The sequence below is a fragment of the Arthrobacter sp. OV608 genome, assembly GCA_900110595.1.
Taxonomy (GTDB): domain Bacteria; phylum Actinomycetota; class Actinomycetes; order Actinomycetales; family Micrococcaceae; genus Arthrobacter.
In genome coordinates, this window is sequence record FOEZ01000016.1 from 48,993 (window position 1) to 64,494 (window position 15,502).

Consider the following 15,502-nt stretch of genomic DNA (forward strand, 5'->3'; position numbering starts at 1 on the left):
GTTTCCGCGTGGCCCTGCGGGTTGCCCGCCGGGACATCAGGAGGCACAAGGGGCGGTCGCTGCTCATCATCCTGCTGATCATGCTTCCTGTTGCAGGCATGACCGGGGCTGCCACGTTGTTCCAGAGCAGCCAAAAAACGCCCGAAGAAATTGTCCGGTTCGAGCTCGGCGGAACGCAGGCCCGGTTCAGCACCCTTCCTGCTCCCAACGCCCACTCCGTCCAGGACCCGCTCAACGACGCCATGGTGGTTTCCAGCACCGGCGTCTACGATCCGGACTTCAAACCGGCCAATCCCCGGGACCTTCTTCCGCCGGGCTATGAGGTGTTGCCGCTCCGGCAGCTCAACCTGACAACCGGGGTCGGGTCGGCGCTGGTGTCACTGCAGGGCAGGGTGGTGGACGCGCTGCATCCTGCCTTCGCCGGGAAATTCACGCTGCTTGAGGGCAGGGCTCCGCAAGCCGCCGGCGAGGCCCTGGTGTCCCCGGGGCTGCTTGAGCGGTTCAGCCTGGGATTCGGCGAGGAATTTACGACGTCGGCCGGTACCTTCGTCCCCGTGGGAACCGTCCGCGATGCGGATGCCTCTGACCGGAACTCCGTCATTTTCCTCCGGCAGGAGCAGGTGCCGGAGGCAGTCCTGAACGAGGGGCCGCAATCCCCGCACTCGATGTCCTACTACCTGGTTGGCTCCGAACCGGTGACCTGGCCGCAGATCCTCGCGGCAAACCGGCAGGGTGTCAGCGTGCTCTCCCGCAGTGTGGTGCTCAATCCGCCGTCCCTGGCCGAGCGCAATGTCGACGGCGTCCCGCCGCCACCATCGTCGTCGGGAGCTGTGGCGCTGTACACAACGTTCGGCCTGGTCGCTGTCCTGGCGCTCCTGGAGGTGGGCCTCCTGGCGGGGGCTGCCTTCGCCGTCGGCGCTAAAAGGCAGGTCCGGGAGCTGGCTTTGCTGGCAGCATCCGGAGCCGACACCCCCACCGTCCGCTCCGTGGTGACATCGGCCGGGCTCTGGCTTGGCAGCATCGCCGTTCTCGCCGGGGCCGCCCTGGGGCTCGGGTCCGGGGCAGCAGTGGTTTACTGGGTCCGCTCCATGGGTTCGGCCCGCTTTGCCGGCGTCCACCCCGACGTCCTGCTGACGGTAGTGGCCATGGTCCTGGGACTGGTGTGCTGCCTGCTCGCAGCCATGGCCCCGGCCAACCAGGTGGCGAGGCAGGCGGCCCTGGGCGCGCTCAAGTCGGGGCGGGCACCCGCCGGTAGTGCGAAGCGAACCACCATAGCCGGCGCCGTGCTGCTGCTTTTGGCTGGCGCACTGCTGGCGGCGGGCTGGCTTCTGGGAGAGTCGGCCGGGGATCCGGACCGGAGGGCCGGGCAACTGCCGGTGGTCACCTCCCTGCTGATTGGGGGCGCCGTGCTGGCCGTCGCCGCGCTGGTGCTCCTGGCCGGATACCTCGTAGGCCTGCTGACCGCGCGGACGGGTGCGCTGCCGTTGTCCTTGCGGATGGCTGCCCGTGATTCGGCCAGGAACCGGGGCCGCACGGTGCCGGCTGTAGGGGCCGTCCTCGCCGCCGCCACGCTGGCCAGCGCCGCGCTGGTCCTTGCGGCCAGCCAGCAGGCAATGATGCGGGAGAACCATTCATGGACCGCGCTGGAAAACCAGGCCTTCCTGCCGCTGTCCCTGGAGCAGCCCCTCCTGCCGGACGGAAGCACCCAGCCGGCGGTCGTCGTCGATCCGGCTGAACTCGCTTCCGCCGTGGAAGGTGCCACCGGCAACGTTGCCTGGACCAGGACGATCAGTGCGCCGGGGTACGTTCACAACTGCGCTTTTGGCAATGGCACGGATCTGTCGGGGCCGGCACGCACTGCCACCTCCAATTGCCTGCAGTACGTGCTGGCCACGCCAGCCGGCAACGAGTGTCCGATGACACCGGAGCGGAGGGTGGCGGACCCCAATGACTGGCGGTGCCGGGGATCGATGGCCCAGTCGCCGGGCGCCCAGGGTTCCATCCTGGTGGGTGGCGCGGACGAGATCAGTGCCGTCCTCGGCGCCGAGGCCGGACCTGAGGCACTGGCCGTGCTGGCCGACGGTGGCATGGTGGTGACCAACCCTGTCTTCGTTCGGGACGGGACGGTGGTGCTCGAGGGCCAGGACGTGCGCACGCAGGCCCAGGATCCGGCCGACCCTTCCCGCATGCATGAGACGGTCACCAGCAGCACGCTTCCCGCCATTGTGGTTGAACCTGCCCAGGCCCTTCCTTACTACGGAGTCATTTCGCCGGAGACGGCCCGGCGACTGGACCTGCATCCCGAGCCAGCCGAGCTCCTGGTCCAGCTCACCAGCTTTCCCTCGGCCGGTGAGAGGGACGCTGCAGCCGGGGCCGTCGCCGCCGTGTACCAGCAGCCCGCCGTCGGATTCTGGGCCGAACCGGGCATCACCCAGGGCGACTCATGGATGACCTGGTCCATCGTGGCCATCAGCGCGGTGATTACCTTCAGCGCCGCAGGCATCACCACAGGCCTTTCCCTGGCGGATGCGCGCGCGGACCATGTAACGCTCGCCGGCATCGGTGCCTCGCCCCGCCTGCGGAAGAGCCTTGCCGGTTCCCAGGCGCTGCTGACCGCTGGGCTGGGAACCCTGCTCGGCGGCATCGCCGGGACCCTGCCGGCGGTGCTCGTTGCAGGTTCCACCGAGCTGCGCACCGCTGTCGAGGTGCCCTGGCTGCACCTGCTGGCGCTCGTCTTTGCGGTGCCCCTGGCCGGCGGCCTTCTGGCCTGGCTCTTCACCCGTGCGCGATTGCCGGCGTCACGGCGCACGCTGGGTACCTGAGAGGGACCCCCGTGCATCTGAGCAGGGTCTTTGATCCCGCGGGGTCTTTCTGATTGGCGCCGGCAGGCTTACCGTGGGGTGAGGAGCTGCCCTCCGGGCAGCCGTGCAAGGGACCGGCACCACCTTCGACGGCGGTGCGGCCCGACGCTCGTCGCCGGGTGCCTGCCGTTCGGCGCAGGCTGGTCCTGATCACGGCAAAACACAGTCCGGTCCAAGCTCCCCGTTGGTAGGGTGCCTGTCAGCAGATGGGGACGAATCTCAAGGAGGAGAAATGGCCGGAACACCGGATCATCGACGGAGCGCAACCCGGGGGGAAGGTGCGGTCGCCACCGACACCTCACTACCGCCGTCGGCAATTGACGAGACTGTCCGCGAGGCGGAAGAGAAGAAATGGACGCCCGGAAAAGTTGCCCTCTGGGCAGCGATTGCCCTGCTGGGCGGCGTGGCCTGGTTTATGCTCGCGATCATCCGCGGCGAGACAGTCAACGCCATCTGGTTCGTTTTTGCTTCTGTTTGTACGTACCTGATCGGCTACCGCTTCTACTCCAAGGTCATTGAGCGTTACATCACCAGGCCTGATGACCGCCGGGCCACCCCCGCTGAATACAAGGCGGACGGCAAGGACTACGTGCGCACGGACCGGAACGTCCTGTTCGGCCACCACTTTGCCGCCATCGCCGGGGCAGGCCCCCTGGTGGGCCCGGTCCTTGCCGCCCAGATGGGCTACCTGCCCGGCACTATCTGGATCATCATCGGCGTCGTGCTTGCAGGCGCAGTGCAGGACTACCTGGTGATGTTCTTCTCGATGCGGCGCGGCGGGCGCTCGCTGGGACAGATGGCGCGCGAGGAACTCGGCGTCATCGGCGGCACCGCTGCCCTGGTGGCCACCCTGCTCATCATGGTCATCATCGTGGCCATCCTCGCCCTGGTGGTGGTCAACGCCCTGGCCGAAAGCCCGTGGGGCGTCTTCTCCGTTGGCATGACCATCCCCATCGCCCTGTTTATGGGCGTCTACCTCCGGTTCCTGCGGCCCGGCAAGGTGATGGAAGTTTCGCTGATCGGGTTTGTCCTGCTGATGGCGGCCATCATCGGCGGCGGCATGGTGGCTCAGACCCAGTGGGGCGTGGACATCTTCACCCTGGACCGGGTGACCATCGCCTGGGGCCTCATTGTTTACGGCTTCATCGCGGCGATCCTGCCGGTCTGGCTGCTTCTGGCCCCCCGGGACTACCTGTCCACGTTCATGAAGATCGGCGTGATCGTGATGCTCGCGCTGGCCATCATTGTGGTCCGCCCGGAGATCACCGTTCCGGCGTTCAGCGAATTCGCCAGCAGGGAGAACGGCCCAGTGTTCCCCGGCGCGCTGTTCCCGTTCCTGTTCGTGACCATCGCCTGCGGAGCCCTGTCCGGCTTCCATGCGCTGATCTCCTCGGGCACCACACCCAAGCTGGTGGAAAAGGAACGGCAGACCCGCTTCATCGGTTATGGCGGCATGCTGATGGAGTCCTTCGTCGCCATCATGGCCCTCCTGGCAGCAATCTCGATTGACCGCGGCCTCTACTTCGCCATGAACTCGCCCGCGGCCCTGACCGGCGGAACCGTCGAAACGGCCGCCACATGGGTCAACAGCCTCGGCCTGTCCGGCGTCAACCTCAGCCCGAACCTGCTCTCGGAGACCGCCGCGAACGTGGGCGAGGAAAGCATCGTCTCCCGTACCGGCGGCGCACCCACACTGGCCGTGGGACTCGCCCACATCATGCAGCAGTTCATCGGCGGCACGGCCATGATGGCCTTCTGGTACCACTTCGCCATCATGTTTGAAGCCCTCTTCATCCTCACCGCTGTTGACGCCGGAACCCGCGTTGCCCGGTTCATGCTCCAGGATTCCATCGGCAACTTCGTTCCCAAGTTCAAGGAAGCGTCCTGGCGGCCCGGCGCCTGGCTCTGCACGGCGGTCATGGTGGGTGCCTGGGGTGCGGTGCTGCTGATGGGCGTCACTGATCCGCTGGGCGGCATCAACACGCTGTTCCCGCTGTTCGGCATCGCCAACCAGCTACTGGCCGCCATCGCCCTGGCTGTTTGCCTGGCCATCGTGGCCAAGCAGGGCACCTTCAAGTACCTCTGGATCGTGGCCTTGCCGCTGGCCTTCGCAGCGGTGGTCACCATTACCGCCAGCTACCAGAAGATCTTCTCGCCCACCCCGGCGGTGGGGTACTTCGCCAACAACGCCGCCTTCAGTAAGGCGCTCGCGGACGGGAAGACCGAATTTGGCACGGCTAAATCCGTGGCAGCCATGGAAGCTGTGGTGCGCAATACCGCTATCCAGGGCTGGCTGTCAGTCATCTTTGTGGTGCTCAGCATCATCGTGATCGCGACGGCGTTGCTCGCCACCGTGAATGCGTTCCGCAGCCGGGCGCACGGGACAGCCGTGAAGGACAACGAGGATCCTGCCAGGCCTTCGCGCGTCTTTGCCCCCGCCGGGCTGATTCCCACACCCGCCGAGCGGGAGCTGATGGCTGAATGGGACAAGGTCCCGGCCGAGCTGAGGTTCGAGCGGGCAGGACACCACTGATGAGCACCGGACTGGCTGCCGTCACCCGCGGCTTCCGCGGGTTCGCGCGCTACCTCGGCGGTGTCCTGGGGGCGGACGCCTACACCAAGTACCTGGAGCACCACCAGGCCTCAGGGCACAACACGCCGCCGCTGAGCGAGCGGGAGTTCTGGCGGGACCGGACGGACCGGCAGGACTCCAATCCGCAGGGCCGGTGCTGCTGATTGGGCCGCGCAACGGATGATTGAGCCCATAGCGGACAGCGTGTCAGCGGAGTTCATGGAGTGGACCCCGGGCGGATCGCTCATGAGAGTATGAACGCATGAGCGATCCGAACGACACTCAGGCACCTGAGGACCTCCCGGTAGAGGGCACCACCATCGATGACGGCCAGCCGGCGCCTGCGCCGGCAGTGCCGGAAAACGGCAGCAAACCCAAAGGCAGCAACCTGCAGGACCTGGTTGATGAACCGGCCAAGGTGATGCGGATCGGCACCATGATCAGGCAGCTCCTGGAGGAGGTGAAGTCCGCCCCGCTGGACGACGCAGCACGGGGAAGGCTCGCCGAAATCCACGAGCGCTCCATCAAGGAGCTCGAGGACGGGCTGGCGCCTGAACTGGTGGAGGAACTCGACCGGATCAGCCTGCCGTTCTCTGACGACGTAACCCCCTCCGACGCTGAACTGCGGATAGCGCAGGCCCAGCTGGTGGGCTGGCTCGAGGGGCTGTTCCACGGCATCCAGACAGCCATTGCAGCACAGCACGCCGCCCGCGAGCACGCCGCGGCGCAGCTGCAGCTCCGGCAGCTCCCGCCTGGCACGGTGATCGCGCCCGGTGTGGTGATCGGGGAAAACGGCGAGCCGCAGCGTGCCCCCGCCGGCCCCCGGCCTGCCGCTCCAGGCCGCCCCGGCCAGCCGAACGACCCGGACCACGGTCCCGGACAGTACCTCTAGGTTCATTGGGCTTTTTCAGCGCCGCCAGGCAGGGGCGCAAGGACGACGTGGAATTGGGGAAGGGGTTGTGGCGGCGCGCCCACGACCGTTTCCAGAGGGGGCTGGACCGCTTCCACCAGGTTCTCGAAGGCGTGGAGGATGACCAGCTCTATGGCGAGCTCGTGGAGATCGCCAATGAGCTCGCCGCGCTGCTGGAACGGGTCAGAGCTGTCTGCATGGAAGCGCAGCAGCGCTCGCCCAGCGAAGGACTGGACATCCCGGTCCGGCTCGCAGGCGTCCACCGGGCGCTGTCCAAAGCCGGCAATTCCCTGGCCACCACCTCCGAAGCTGCCGCCATGCTCAGGCTCGCCGTTGGCCCCATTCCGGTAGGCGCAGCGTCCGTACGTCGCCGCGCCGAGGCAGTATTCCAGCAGGTGGCCGACGCCGAGAGGCACCTTGCCGAGGAAGGTTCCGGTTCCGATGCCGCCACCGGGCGGGAAGATATTCCCGGTTAAGCGTCTGGCTTACTCTGCGGTATTTCGCCGGCCGGGCCGTTGTGGTTTGGCAGGATAAAAGAATGACTTCTTCACCCACACTGACGTTCAACGACGGTAACCAGATTCCCCAGCTCGGCTACGGCGTATGGCAGGTTGAGGACGGAGTGGCGGAAAAGGTGGTCCGCCAGGCCTTCGAAGCGGGCTTCCGCCACATCGATACCGCCAAGATTTACGGCAATGAGTCCGGTGTTGGCCGGGCCATCGCCGGCTCCGGCCTGTCACCTGAGCAGATTTTTATCACCACCAAGCTGTGGAACGCGGACCAAGGCTACGAGTCCACCCTCGCCGCGTTCGAGGAGTCCATGGACCGGCTGGGCCTCAAGACTCTGGACCTGTACCTGATCCACTGGATGCAGCCCAAGCAGGACAAGTACGTGGACACCTGGAAGGCGCTGATTGAGCTGCAGAAGCGCGGCCGGGTGAAGTCCATTGGTGTCTCAAACTTCACCGTTGAGGGCCTGCAGCGGCTCATCGACGAAACCGGTGTGGTCCCGGCCATCCACCAGATCGAGCTGCACCCCTACTTCAGCCAGCGGGAACTGCGCGAATTCGGCGCTTCCAAGGGGATCCTGACCCAGGCCTGGTCCCCGCTGGGCCAGGGCGGCGAGCTCCTGGAGGATCCGGCAGTGGCCGCGATTGCTGCCAAGCACGGAGCCACGCCTGCCCAGGTTGTTATCGCCTGGCACCTTGCCATCGGCAACGTGGTGATCCCGAAGTCCGTCACCGAGTCCCGCATCCGTGAAAACTTCGCAGCGCTGGATGTCTCCCTGGACGCGGACGACGTCGAAGCCATCAATGCACTGGACCGCACCGCCAAGGGCGAAGGCCGGATCGGCCCGGACCCGGCAGTTTCCGACTTCGCCTAATTCCAGCCGGGCGTACAACCCGCGTTGCCTGGCATTTTTGCCCGGGCAGCGCGGGTTGCTTGCGTTAAGCGGCTGCACGAGTCCTGGGCTTCCCTGGGGAGTTGGCAGGCTCAGGCGGCGATGCGGACCTGCTGCACGGGAACGGCGTCCACAACAGCCCAGCTGTCCTCGCCGTGGCAGTGCCGGCTGGCGAAGCGTTCTGCTTCAGCCAGGGTGTTAAAGACTTCAGCCCGGGCACGGCCGCAGTCGGCGTCGAAGTAGGTGACGTGAAATTCCTGTACGGGTTGGTTTTCCATAAATCCAGTGTGCAACCCGGGTCTGACATTCTTCGGAATCAGGACGGCGTGTCCGTGCTGCCCAGCCGCAGGACCCGCTCCTGCGCCAGCATGGCAGTCCGCTCTGCCTTGTCCGCAGCCCGCACCGCCTGCTTTGCCTCGGCAGCAGTGGCGGCGAGGCTTCTGCGCAACTGCTCGAGCCGGTCCTCAGCCGCCCTGAGGCGCGTCCGGAGTTCGGCTGTTTCCTGGAGGAGTTCAGCCATCTCGGTGCGCGCCCCGTCCGCCCGGTCCTGCAGGTCCCGGGCAAGCTGAGCCGTCTCCGCTTGGGCGGCCTCCGCTTCGGCCAGCGCGGCTTTTGCTTTCTCGAGCGCGGGCGGTGACTTTGGCCGCGGTGTTTGCCGGACTGCCTCGAGCCGCGGCTTGTCCGGCTTCGGACGGGAGGCGCCCGCCGTCGTCGTACCCTCCTTCCGCGGCCTGTCCGGTACCGCCCCAGCCGGAGCAGGAACCGACCGGGGCGCCGCGGGGAGGGCAGCGGGGACTGCCACCAAACCGTCAAGGTCCACGGCGTTTACGCCGTCCGCCGAGAGCGTCTTGAGCAGGCGGCCGCTTTGGACAGCGGCGGCCGCTCCGGCATCGGCGGTCAGGGCGCGCAAGGTTTCTTCGACGTCCGTTGCCATGGCCTCGCTGATGGTCCGGCCCTGCTCCTGCGCCACCGCACGGGCGGTGTCCACGGCGGCGGCCAGCACGGTGCGGCGCTCACGTCCCAGCTCACGCAGTGCCGTGGCGTCCAGTGAGGCCTGCGCCTCACGCATGCGGCTGCCGAGATCCGTCAGCCCGGCGAGGACGTCCGGTTCGTGCAGGGCCAGCATGTTCACGGCCCAGGCGGCAACCGACGGCTTGGGGAGCCCGCGCACAGCCGCCCCCAATTCTTTGTCCCGGCCGGCGGCTTCCTTCGCCGCGGCTGCGCGGGCGCCGATAAAGTCGTCGAGCGGCTTGGCATAGAGCTCATTGGCAATCTCTGCCAGGGCCTCGTCATCCATGCTCGCCATCTTAGGGGCCGGTGTTGCTCCTGGCTGACAGGCCTGTAACGGGGCCAAGGCCTGCAGATGGCGACTGTTCCTAGACGTTCTGCTGGCGCCGCACCATTTCGGCAATCCAGGTTGGCGCGAAGGGCGAAGTGCAGCCAGGGGGAGTGGGGTAGTCCTTGAGGACTTCCAGCCGCTCGCCGATTTCGACAGCCCTGCCGCGGTGTTCGGCGTGCTGAATGCCGATAGTGGCCAGGCAGGTGTTCATCGCCCACTGCAGCCGCTCCGGGGCATCCTTCATGTCAGCTTCGATGACGTCGAGCAGCCTGGTGAGGTCAAGGCCGTCAGGCTGCTTCGCCACGCGGTCACTGGTCAGAGCCCAGCCGGCGCTGGCAACCACCGGATCGTGGTCAGCCAACCATGCGGCGCGAAGTTCTTCTGCGTGGGCGCTTTTCTTCATCACATAGTTCACAAACCAGTCATGCACTTTGGGTGTGCGGGCCTCCCGCAGCATGGCGTCCAGCTCGTCGCGCCCGAACGCCTTGGGGCGGCAGATGAGGAGTGCCAGCAAACGCGCTGCCGTGTCACCCGTGGCCCACAGCTCACGGGCGAGTTCCGGTTGCGTCTTGAGCCGCTTTGCCACGGCGCGGAGCTTGCTGAGGTTTACACCGTGATCGTCACCGTGCCTTTCGTTAACCTCCCGCGCCCGCGGGTCCTCAAGGGCAGCCAGTTCAGCCATCACCTCGGCCACCGCACCGGTCAACGCCGCCTCGTTCAATGCACTCTCGTTTAATGCCGTCCCGGCCACGTCTGGCTCCTTTCCGTCGCCCGCGAGGTTCAGCCTACGACGCAAGCCTGCCGGCCGCATACCTGCCGGGTACTTTCCGGCGGGGCCCGCACTTGCAACCAGTGGTGCCACGTCGGCGGGAGGCCCGCATGGAAGACTCCAGCGTGCCTTCCTCCCTCGGGATTTCTCCCGAGTCTGCTTTCAGCATCCCGGCAGTGGCGGGGGACGCCTATCCGGCCCTGTATGCCTGTTGCCTCATTGCAATACCTCCGGGGGCTCGCCTTCGTTGCCTCATTGAAAAACCTCCGGGAAGGCAGGGACTTGATGGGCTTGGTCAGTGGTTGTGGCCGTGCCGGCTTTGTGTCGGGATATGGTTTCGAGTTCTGCGGTGAGGGCGTAGATCTGGCGGGAGAGTGCCATGACGTGGATCTTCTTGAACTGGGCGTTCATGGCGATGATTGGTCGCTGGCGCATTGTGGGGTGTTCGACGGCACGTTTGTGCGGGGTCGTGGGCCGGTCGTGTTTCTTGATCACTTTGGCCCCGTAGCGGGTTTTGGAGACGAGCTTTTGCTGCGGCAGTAGGTAGTTCGAGAAGATCCGGTCCAGTTCCCAGATCTGGTTCAGCAGTTCCAGCTCCCTGAGGGTGTCGTAGCGGTGGTAGCCGACGAGTTCGCGGACGCGGGACCAATTCTTTTGTTCCACGTGCGCACCGTCGTTCTTGTTTCCCGGCCGGGACCGGGTGAAGGTGATCTTCTTCTCCAGGCAGTACCGATAAAGCTCGTTATTGATGAACTCACTGCCGTTATCCGAATCGATGCCCACGACAGGGAAAGGGAACGCCGCGGTGGCCTGTTGAAGCGCCTCGAACACCCACCTCTGCGCTTTGTTACGCACGGACCGGTTCACCGTCCAGCCCGTAGCGATGTCCGTGACGGTGAGGGTGAAGCAGAACTCGCCACGGTTGTTTCCGCCTTCGTGGCCGACCAGGTCGATCTCCACGAACCCGGGTGCCGCGTCGTCCCACTCGGCCCACGTCCGGATAGGGATCTGAGCCTTTAGTAGTGACCCTGGCTTGGTGTGGGAGCGCCCGTGCAGCCGCATCTTCTCTCGCTCATGGGCCAGCCTGCGGTCGATCGTTGCGGCGCTCATATGTACCAACAACTCCGCCTCTGCGTCAGTGATGTTTAAGACCCGCTCTGCGCGCAGCATCGGGACGAGGTAGCCGGTCGCGGCCGCAAGCAGCTTCCCGGCCGGGCCCCGAAGCACGGACCAGCACATCACCAGGGACGGTTGAAGGGATGCTGGATACACAGGCTTCCTTCCCGGATGCACCGCCCGCGGCCGGGGCGGCTCCAGTGCCTGCCGCAGGGCGGCCCGGGCATGGTCACGGTGCCAGCCGGTCAGACCCACCAACTCCGTGAGGATCTGGCTCTTCACCGTCCGGTCCGCTGAGCGGTAGCGCAACGCGAGGTGCTTCGTCACTGCCTTGCGTTCACTCATGGTCAGTCCCATCCGCAACAATCACGCCCAGACCAAGCCTCCGACAACCCCTACCACCCGGAGGTTTTTCAATGAGGCAACGTAATGGCCACCGCGGAGGTTTTTTACGAGTCAACTCGTATGTCTGTCGGGACAGCCAGCAGAGATCTACACTGAACTATTCCCCCGTGTAGCGGGCTGGGCTGCCGGGCGCACGATTGGATTACAGGTGCATATCGGGAAAGGCCGGTCATGGGCAGTGTCTCGGGGAAAGCTAACCGGGCGGTATCCGAAGCTGCGTCGGCCAGCCGAAGCCCGGCCCTGCGGATCCTGGCTCGAACGGGCTATGTCTTCATCGGACTGGTGCACATCCTGATCGGCGTCATTGCCCTCCAGGTCGACCGGGGCCAGGGCGGGGAGGCCGACCAATCCGGTGCGATAGCATCGATCGCCTCCAAGCCGGGCGGGCCCGTGCTGCTCTGGGCGGGTCTGGTGGCATGTGGGGCACTGGCGGTCTGGATGGTCAGCGAAGCGTTCTATGTGGCCCGTACCGAAAGCGAGTCGAAGAAGAAACTGAAAACGGCGGGGGCAGCCGTTGGAAAAGCAGTGGTCTTCGCCTTCCTGGCCTTCACCTTCGCTGTCTTCGCATCCGGCGGAAGCAAGAATTCCGGCCAGTCCGCGAGTGATTTTACGGCCAGGCTAATGGGTGCACCCGCCGGCGTGGTGCTGCTGATTGCCGCCGGTCTGGCGATCATCGTTGCCGGCGCCTATTACGCCTACCGCGGTGTCACGAGGAAGTTCATGAAAGACCTGCAGGACCCGGGAAACGGCCGTTCGGCGGTCAAATGGATCGGGACCATCGGCTACACCGCAAAAGGCGTTGTCCTTGGGGTGGTGGGTGTCCTGATCATCGCTGCAGCGGCAACGGCGGATCCTTCGAAATCCTCGGGCCTGGACGGCGGCGTGAAGACACTGGGTTCGCAGCCGTATGGCGTATTCCTCCTCGCCGCAATTGCGGCAGGACTGATCTGCTACGGCGCATACTCCATGGCCCGGGCACGGTTCGGGAAGTTCTAAAGGGGTGCTTGGTCAACGCCGCCCGGGGCCCCGAACCTGAGGAATGGCTCCCTCGTCACTTCCCGCCGCCACAATACAAGAATTGATTCAGGAACCGCCCGGCGCCTGCGGGGCCAGCCACGCCAAGGCTTGCTGTTCATCGGAGAAATACCGTATGGGGCACCGCGGCGCCGGTAGTCCCCTCCGCCCATGGGCGATGACCCGGTCCACCTCGGTGGTGCCCAGCGTTGCAAACGCTGTAACGGTGACAGCTTCAATGATGATCCGAACGGCCTCCTTGCTCACGGATTCCACCCCGGTGACCTGCAGCAGGACACCGGCACCGGCACCGGCAGTCAGCGTCAAGAAACGGTCCCGGATCAAAGTCCCGTCCTCTGCCGTGATCCGGCTGCCCGGAGGCACCGTAATGCGCACCACTCCTTCACGGGCGTATTCGATGGTGGCCTTCCCTCCAGCCGTACCTGAGGCTTCGTCGGGGGCCTGCGGGTTGATGGGCTCAGTGGCACTGTGCCCATTCGTAGGAAATTGGCGTCCCAAGTCGGACACGAGAACCATCATCTTCCCCCCGATGTGCTTCAAGTGCGGCCTCGCCGGCGCAGTTGAACCTGGCCTGCCCTCAGGCCGCGTGGAGGTCAGCCTACCCCCGAATAAACCGGGAGTCCATAAGATCAATGCCCGTGGAAGGCTGGCCCGGGGCGCATGCTGAGCCTGCCGCAGAAGCGGGGAAGGGAGGAGTTCGCGGACTGCCGACACTGGGAACATTCAGCGGCGGCCGGCGCCTGTTGACAGTCTGTGAGGGCGGGAGTAAGACGGCCAGTGGCGGCCCAATCCTGTGCCGCTGCAGATAATTGTGTCCGCGCCGTCGAAGACCATGCCCTGACGCTCACTGCCCCCGGGCCGGTCTGAACAGCGCGGCACGCTTCAAAGGAGAAGCACCATGACCGTTGCAATCATCCTTCACCGCGTCGCCGACTACGACTCCTGGCGCAAGGTCTACGATTCCGTTGGCGACATGCAGAAGGCCGGCGGGGTGACCCAGGAATCGGTACACCAGATGGTTGATGATCCTAACAACGTCCTCGTCATCCATCATTTCGACAGCGTGGACACCGCCAGGGCGTTTTTTGGCAGGGGGGACCTCAGGGACGCCATGCAGCGCAGCGGCGTCCAGGGCGAACCGCGCGTGGAGCTCTTCGAGTAGCCCAGGGGCACGGAAGACCAGGCGCGCCCTCTGACGTTCGGCTCCACGACGCCTTCGGCCGCTAACCCTGAGATCTGTGGCCGCAATGCCTGGAGGCGCAAACGGGGTGACGTCGCTTAACCAGCGAAAAACCCCGGAAACCCCTAAATCCAGGGGCTGTCCGGGGTTTATCCCGAGCTTCCTATCAGAATCGAACTGATGACCTTTTCATTACGAGTGAAACGCTCTACCGACTGAGCTAAGGAAGCACCGCATAACCGCCCGGAAGAACCGGGCCCTTCATGCAAGAGTCAACTGTAATAGAGTCCCCGCGCCCGGGTCAAAATGGCCGGGGCTATCCGGCTGAGGCCTTCAGCACACCGTGTTGTCGGCGGGCACTTGACCGCTCACCAGGTAGCGGTCCACCGGGTCCTCAAGGCAGCTGTTGGACCGGCCGTAAGCTGTGTGGCCTTCGCCTGTCCAGGTCAGCAGGGAGGCGTTGCCTAACTGCTTGCGGAGCGAGGCGGCCCACTCCACGGGGGTGGCGGGGTCGCCCGTAGTACCAATCACCACGATGGGGGCATCACCGGTGTATTCCACGGGTGCGGGGGTGCGGAGGTTCTTGTACGGCCAGTCAGCGCAGTTGGTGCCGCCATAGGCGAAAAAGTACCCAAAAGTGGGGGAGTCCTGCATCAGCCGCTCCTGTTCAGCCCGCATGGCTGCGGTATCCGACTCCATGGGATAGTCCAGGCAGTTGATGGCGTTGAACGCGAACGTTGAGTTGGAGGTGTACGTGCCGTTGGACGCACGGTCCGCACCCAGGTCAGCCAGCCGAAGCATCAGGCTAACGTCCCCTGCCATGGCAGCGTCCAGGGCCTGCGTCAGTGCAGGCCAGCTCTGATCGTTGTACAGCGGGGTAATCAGGCCGCTGACGAACATCGTGGCGTTGACCACCCGGCCATCCTTGGCCGTGCGCGGCGTTTGCTGGACAGCGTTGATGAGGTCGCGGATCTGCTGCACGCCGGAATCGGCGTTTCCGCTCAGAGGGCACCCGTCCTGCTTCAGGCAGCTCTGGACATAAGCCCGAATGGACTTTTCAAAGGCGCGCGCCTGGCCCCGGGTGAGTTCCTCGTTGCTGATGGACGGATCAAGCGCACCGTCCAGCACCATGCGGCCCACGTTGTCCGGGAAAAGCGAGGCATAAGTGGACCCCAGGAACGTGCCGTAGGAGTATCCGAGGTAGTTCAGCTTCGAGTCATTAACCACGGCGCGGAGGATGTCCAGGTCCTTGGCCGAACTCACGGTGTCGATATGGGCCAGGACGGCCCCGGTCTGCTCGGAGCACTTGGCGGCAATAGCTTTGTTGTCTGACAGCACTTCCTGCAGGCCGGCGTCCGTGTCCAGGTTGTAGATCTTGGCCCGGGCAGCATCGCGTTCGGCATCCGTCATGCAGGTCACGGGGGCCGAGCGTTTCACGCCCCGGGGGTCGAAGCCCACCAGGTCGTAGGCGTCGCGTACCGTCTGGGAAAAGTGTGTGCCTGCGGCATCCTTGACGAAGTCGTACCCGGACGCCCCCGGTCCGCCAGGATTGACGAGCAGGCTGCCTGTTCTGTTGCCCGTACTGGGGGACCGCAATGCCGCGAGTTCGATGGTGTCGCCGCCGGGATTGCCGTAGTCCATGGGCACTTCCACCTTGGCGCACTGGAAGCCGTTTTCGCACGGCTCCCACACCACTTCCTGTGAATAGAACTCCTCAAGCCCGGCCGGAGCGGACGCCACAATCGAGGGGTCGGCTTTTGCCGTAGCTGCTTCCTGGTTGCGGTCACCGCCGTTCAGGAGGCTGCAGCTGGCCAGAATCATGGCAAGGGCCATGGCCCCGGCGGCACGTGCCGCAATCACCCAGGATGCGGGGCGTGCGGGCAGGGGGCGGGCAGTCATCGGGTCTCCTTGGA

At 65.4% G+C, this 15,502-nt stretch carries 14 protein-coding genes and 1 tRNA gene; 8 read left to right on the plus strand and 7 right to left on the minus strand.

The window, feature by feature from the left end; translation table 11 throughout:
* Positions 1-8: 8 nt before the first annotated feature.
* From BMX78_RS17765 to BMX78_RS17790, 6 genes are all read left to right on the plus strand, one after another.
* Positions 9-2,822 (plus strand): FtsX-like permease family protein, encoded by a 2,814-nt coding sequence (locus BMX78_RS17765; RefSeq protein WP_286139113.1) that lies wholly within the window; start codon positions 9-11, stop codon positions 2,820-2,822.
* Positions 2,823-3,093: 271 nt separating this feature from the next.
* Positions 3,094-5,394: a carbon starvation CstA family protein gene (locus tag BMX78_RS17770; RefSeq protein ID WP_091422212.1), complete on the plus strand. Its 2,301-nt coding sequence runs from the start codon at positions 3,094-3,096 to the stop codon at positions 5,392-5,394.
* Positions 5,394-5,597 carry a YbdD/YjiX family protein gene (locus BMX78_RS17775; RefSeq protein WP_091422215.1) on the plus strand — a complete coding sequence of 68 codons (204 nt, stop codon included), beginning with the start codon at positions 5,394-5,396 and terminating at the stop codon, positions 5,595-5,597. The genes BMX78_RS17770 and BMX78_RS17775 overlap by 1 nt, the downstream gene beginning before the upstream one ends.
* A 98-nt stretch (positions 5,598-5,695) precedes the next feature.
* Positions 5,696-6,325 carry a bacterial proteasome activator family protein gene (locus BMX78_RS17780; RefSeq protein ID WP_091422218.1) on the plus strand — a complete coding sequence of 210 codons (630 nt, stop codon included), beginning with the start codon at positions 5,696-5,698 and terminating at the stop codon, positions 6,323-6,325.
* 5 nt (positions 6,326-6,330) lie between these two features.
* Positions 6,331-6,819: a hypothetical protein gene (locus BMX78_RS17785; protein ID WP_091422221.1), complete on the plus strand. Its 489-nt coding sequence runs from the start codon at positions 6,331-6,333 to the stop codon at positions 6,817-6,819.
* Between the two features lie 62 nt (positions 6,820-6,881).
* The gene (locus BMX78_RS17790; protein ID WP_091422223.1) at positions 6,882-7,727 is read left to right on the plus strand and encodes an aldo/keto reductase; all 846 of its coding nucleotides are present in this window, start codon (positions 6,882-6,884) and stop codon (positions 7,725-7,727) included.
* A gap of 110 nt (positions 7,728-7,837) precedes the next feature.
* Here the strand turns inward: BMX78_RS17790 and BMX78_RS17795 are convergent, their stop codons facing one another.
* The 4 genes from BMX78_RS17795 to BMX78_RS17810 form a co-directional block, all read right to left on the minus strand.
* Positions 7,838-8,023, minus strand: a complete 186-nt coding sequence (locus tag BMX78_RS17795) for a hypothetical protein (RefSeq protein ID WP_091422226.1) — start codon at positions 8,021-8,023, stop codon at positions 7,838-7,840.
* A 38-nt stretch (positions 8,024-8,061) separates the two neighbouring features.
* Complete coding sequence (locus tag BMX78_RS17800) at positions 8,062-9,042, minus strand: hypothetical protein (RefSeq protein ID WP_091422229.1); 981 nt, start codon at positions 9,040-9,042, stop codon at positions 8,062-8,064.
* Between the two features lie 79 nt (positions 9,043-9,121).
* A complete protein-coding gene (locus BMX78_RS17805; protein ID WP_286139118.1) occupies positions 9,122-9,766 on the minus strand; it encodes a DNA alkylation repair protein in 645 nt (214 codons plus the stop codon).
* Positions 9,767-10,105: 339 nt separating this feature from the next.
* A complete protein-coding gene (locus tag BMX78_RS17810; protein WP_091422296.1) occupies positions 10,106-11,314 on the minus strand; it encodes a DDE-type integrase/transposase/recombinase in 1,209 nt (402 codons plus the stop codon).
* A gap of 231 nt (positions 11,315-11,545) precedes the next feature.
* On the opposite strand from BMX78_RS17810, the gene BMX78_RS17815 reads away from it, so the two are divergent.
* Positions 11,546-12,370, plus strand: a complete 825-nt coding sequence (locus BMX78_RS17815) for a DUF1206 domain-containing protein (RefSeq protein WP_091422233.1) — start codon at positions 11,546-11,548, stop codon at positions 12,368-12,370.
* A gap of 87 nt (positions 12,371-12,457) precedes the next feature.
* On the opposite strand, the gene BMX78_RS17820 is transcribed toward BMX78_RS17815, so the two are convergent.
* Positions 12,458-12,916 carry a DUF7793 family protein gene (locus tag BMX78_RS17820; protein WP_139205024.1) on the minus strand — a complete coding sequence of 153 codons (459 nt, stop codon included), beginning with the start codon at positions 12,914-12,916 and terminating at the stop codon, positions 12,458-12,460.
* A 391-nt stretch (positions 12,917-13,307) separates the two neighbouring features.
* Between BMX78_RS17820 and BMX78_RS17825 the strand changes: the two genes are divergently transcribed.
* A complete protein-coding gene (locus BMX78_RS17825; protein WP_091422237.1) occupies positions 13,308-13,571 on the plus strand; it encodes a hypothetical protein in 264 nt (87 codons plus the stop codon).
* A 175-nt stretch (positions 13,572-13,746) separates the two neighbouring features.
* Here the strand turns inward: BMX78_RS17825 and BMX78_RS17830 are convergent.
* Positions 13,747-13,819 (minus strand) — tRNA-Thr (locus BMX78_RS17830).
* Positions 13,820-13,922: 103 nt separating this feature from the next.
* Complete coding sequence (locus BMX78_RS17835; RefSeq protein ID WP_091422238.1) at positions 13,923-15,488, minus strand: alpha/beta hydrolase; 1,566 nt, start codon at positions 15,486-15,488, stop codon at positions 13,923-13,925.
* Positions 15,489-15,502 lie beyond the last annotated feature (14 nt).

Coding starts and splice junctions, on each gene's coding strand:
- BMX78_RS17800 (WP_091422229.1), bottom strand. CDS start 9,042: ATGGATGACGAGGCCCTGGCAGAGATTGCCAATGAGCTCTATGCCAAG.
- BMX78_RS17825 (WP_091422237.1), top strand. CDS start 13,308: ATGACCGTTGCAATCATCCTTCACCGCGTCGCCGACTACGACTCCTGG.
- BMX78_RS17815 (WP_091422233.1), top strand. CDS start 11,546: ATGGGCAGTGTCTCGGGGAAAGCTAACCGGGCGGTATCCGAAGCTGCG.
- BMX78_RS17780 (WP_091422218.1), top strand. CDS start 5,696: ATGAGCGATCCGAACGACACTCAGGCACCTGAGGACCTCCCGGTAGAG.
- BMX78_RS17835 (WP_091422238.1), bottom strand. CDS start 15,488: ATGACTGCCCGCCCCCTGCCCGCACGCCCCGCATCCTGGGTGATTGCG.
- BMX78_RS17770 (WP_091422212.1), top strand. CDS start 3,094: ATGGCCGGAACACCGGATCATCGACGGAGCGCAACCCGGGGGGAAGGT.
- BMX78_RS17795 (WP_091422226.1), bottom strand. CDS start 8,023: ATGGAAAACCAACCCGTACAGGAATTTCACGTCACCTACTTCGACGCC.
- BMX78_RS17790 (WP_091422223.1), top strand. CDS start 6,882: ATGACTTCTTCACCCACACTGACGTTCAACGACGGTAACCAGATTCCC.
- BMX78_RS17775 (WP_091422215.1), top strand. CDS start 5,394: ATGAGCACCGGACTGGCTGCCGTCACCCGCGGCTTCCGCGGGTTCGCG.
- BMX78_RS17810 (WP_091422296.1), bottom strand. CDS start 11,314: ATGAGTGAACGCAAGGCAGTGACGAAGCACCTCGCGTTGCGCTACCGC.
- BMX78_RS17805 (WP_286139118.1), bottom strand. CDS start 9,766: ATGGCTGAACTGGCTGCCCTTGAGGACCCGCGGGCGCGGGAGGTTAAC.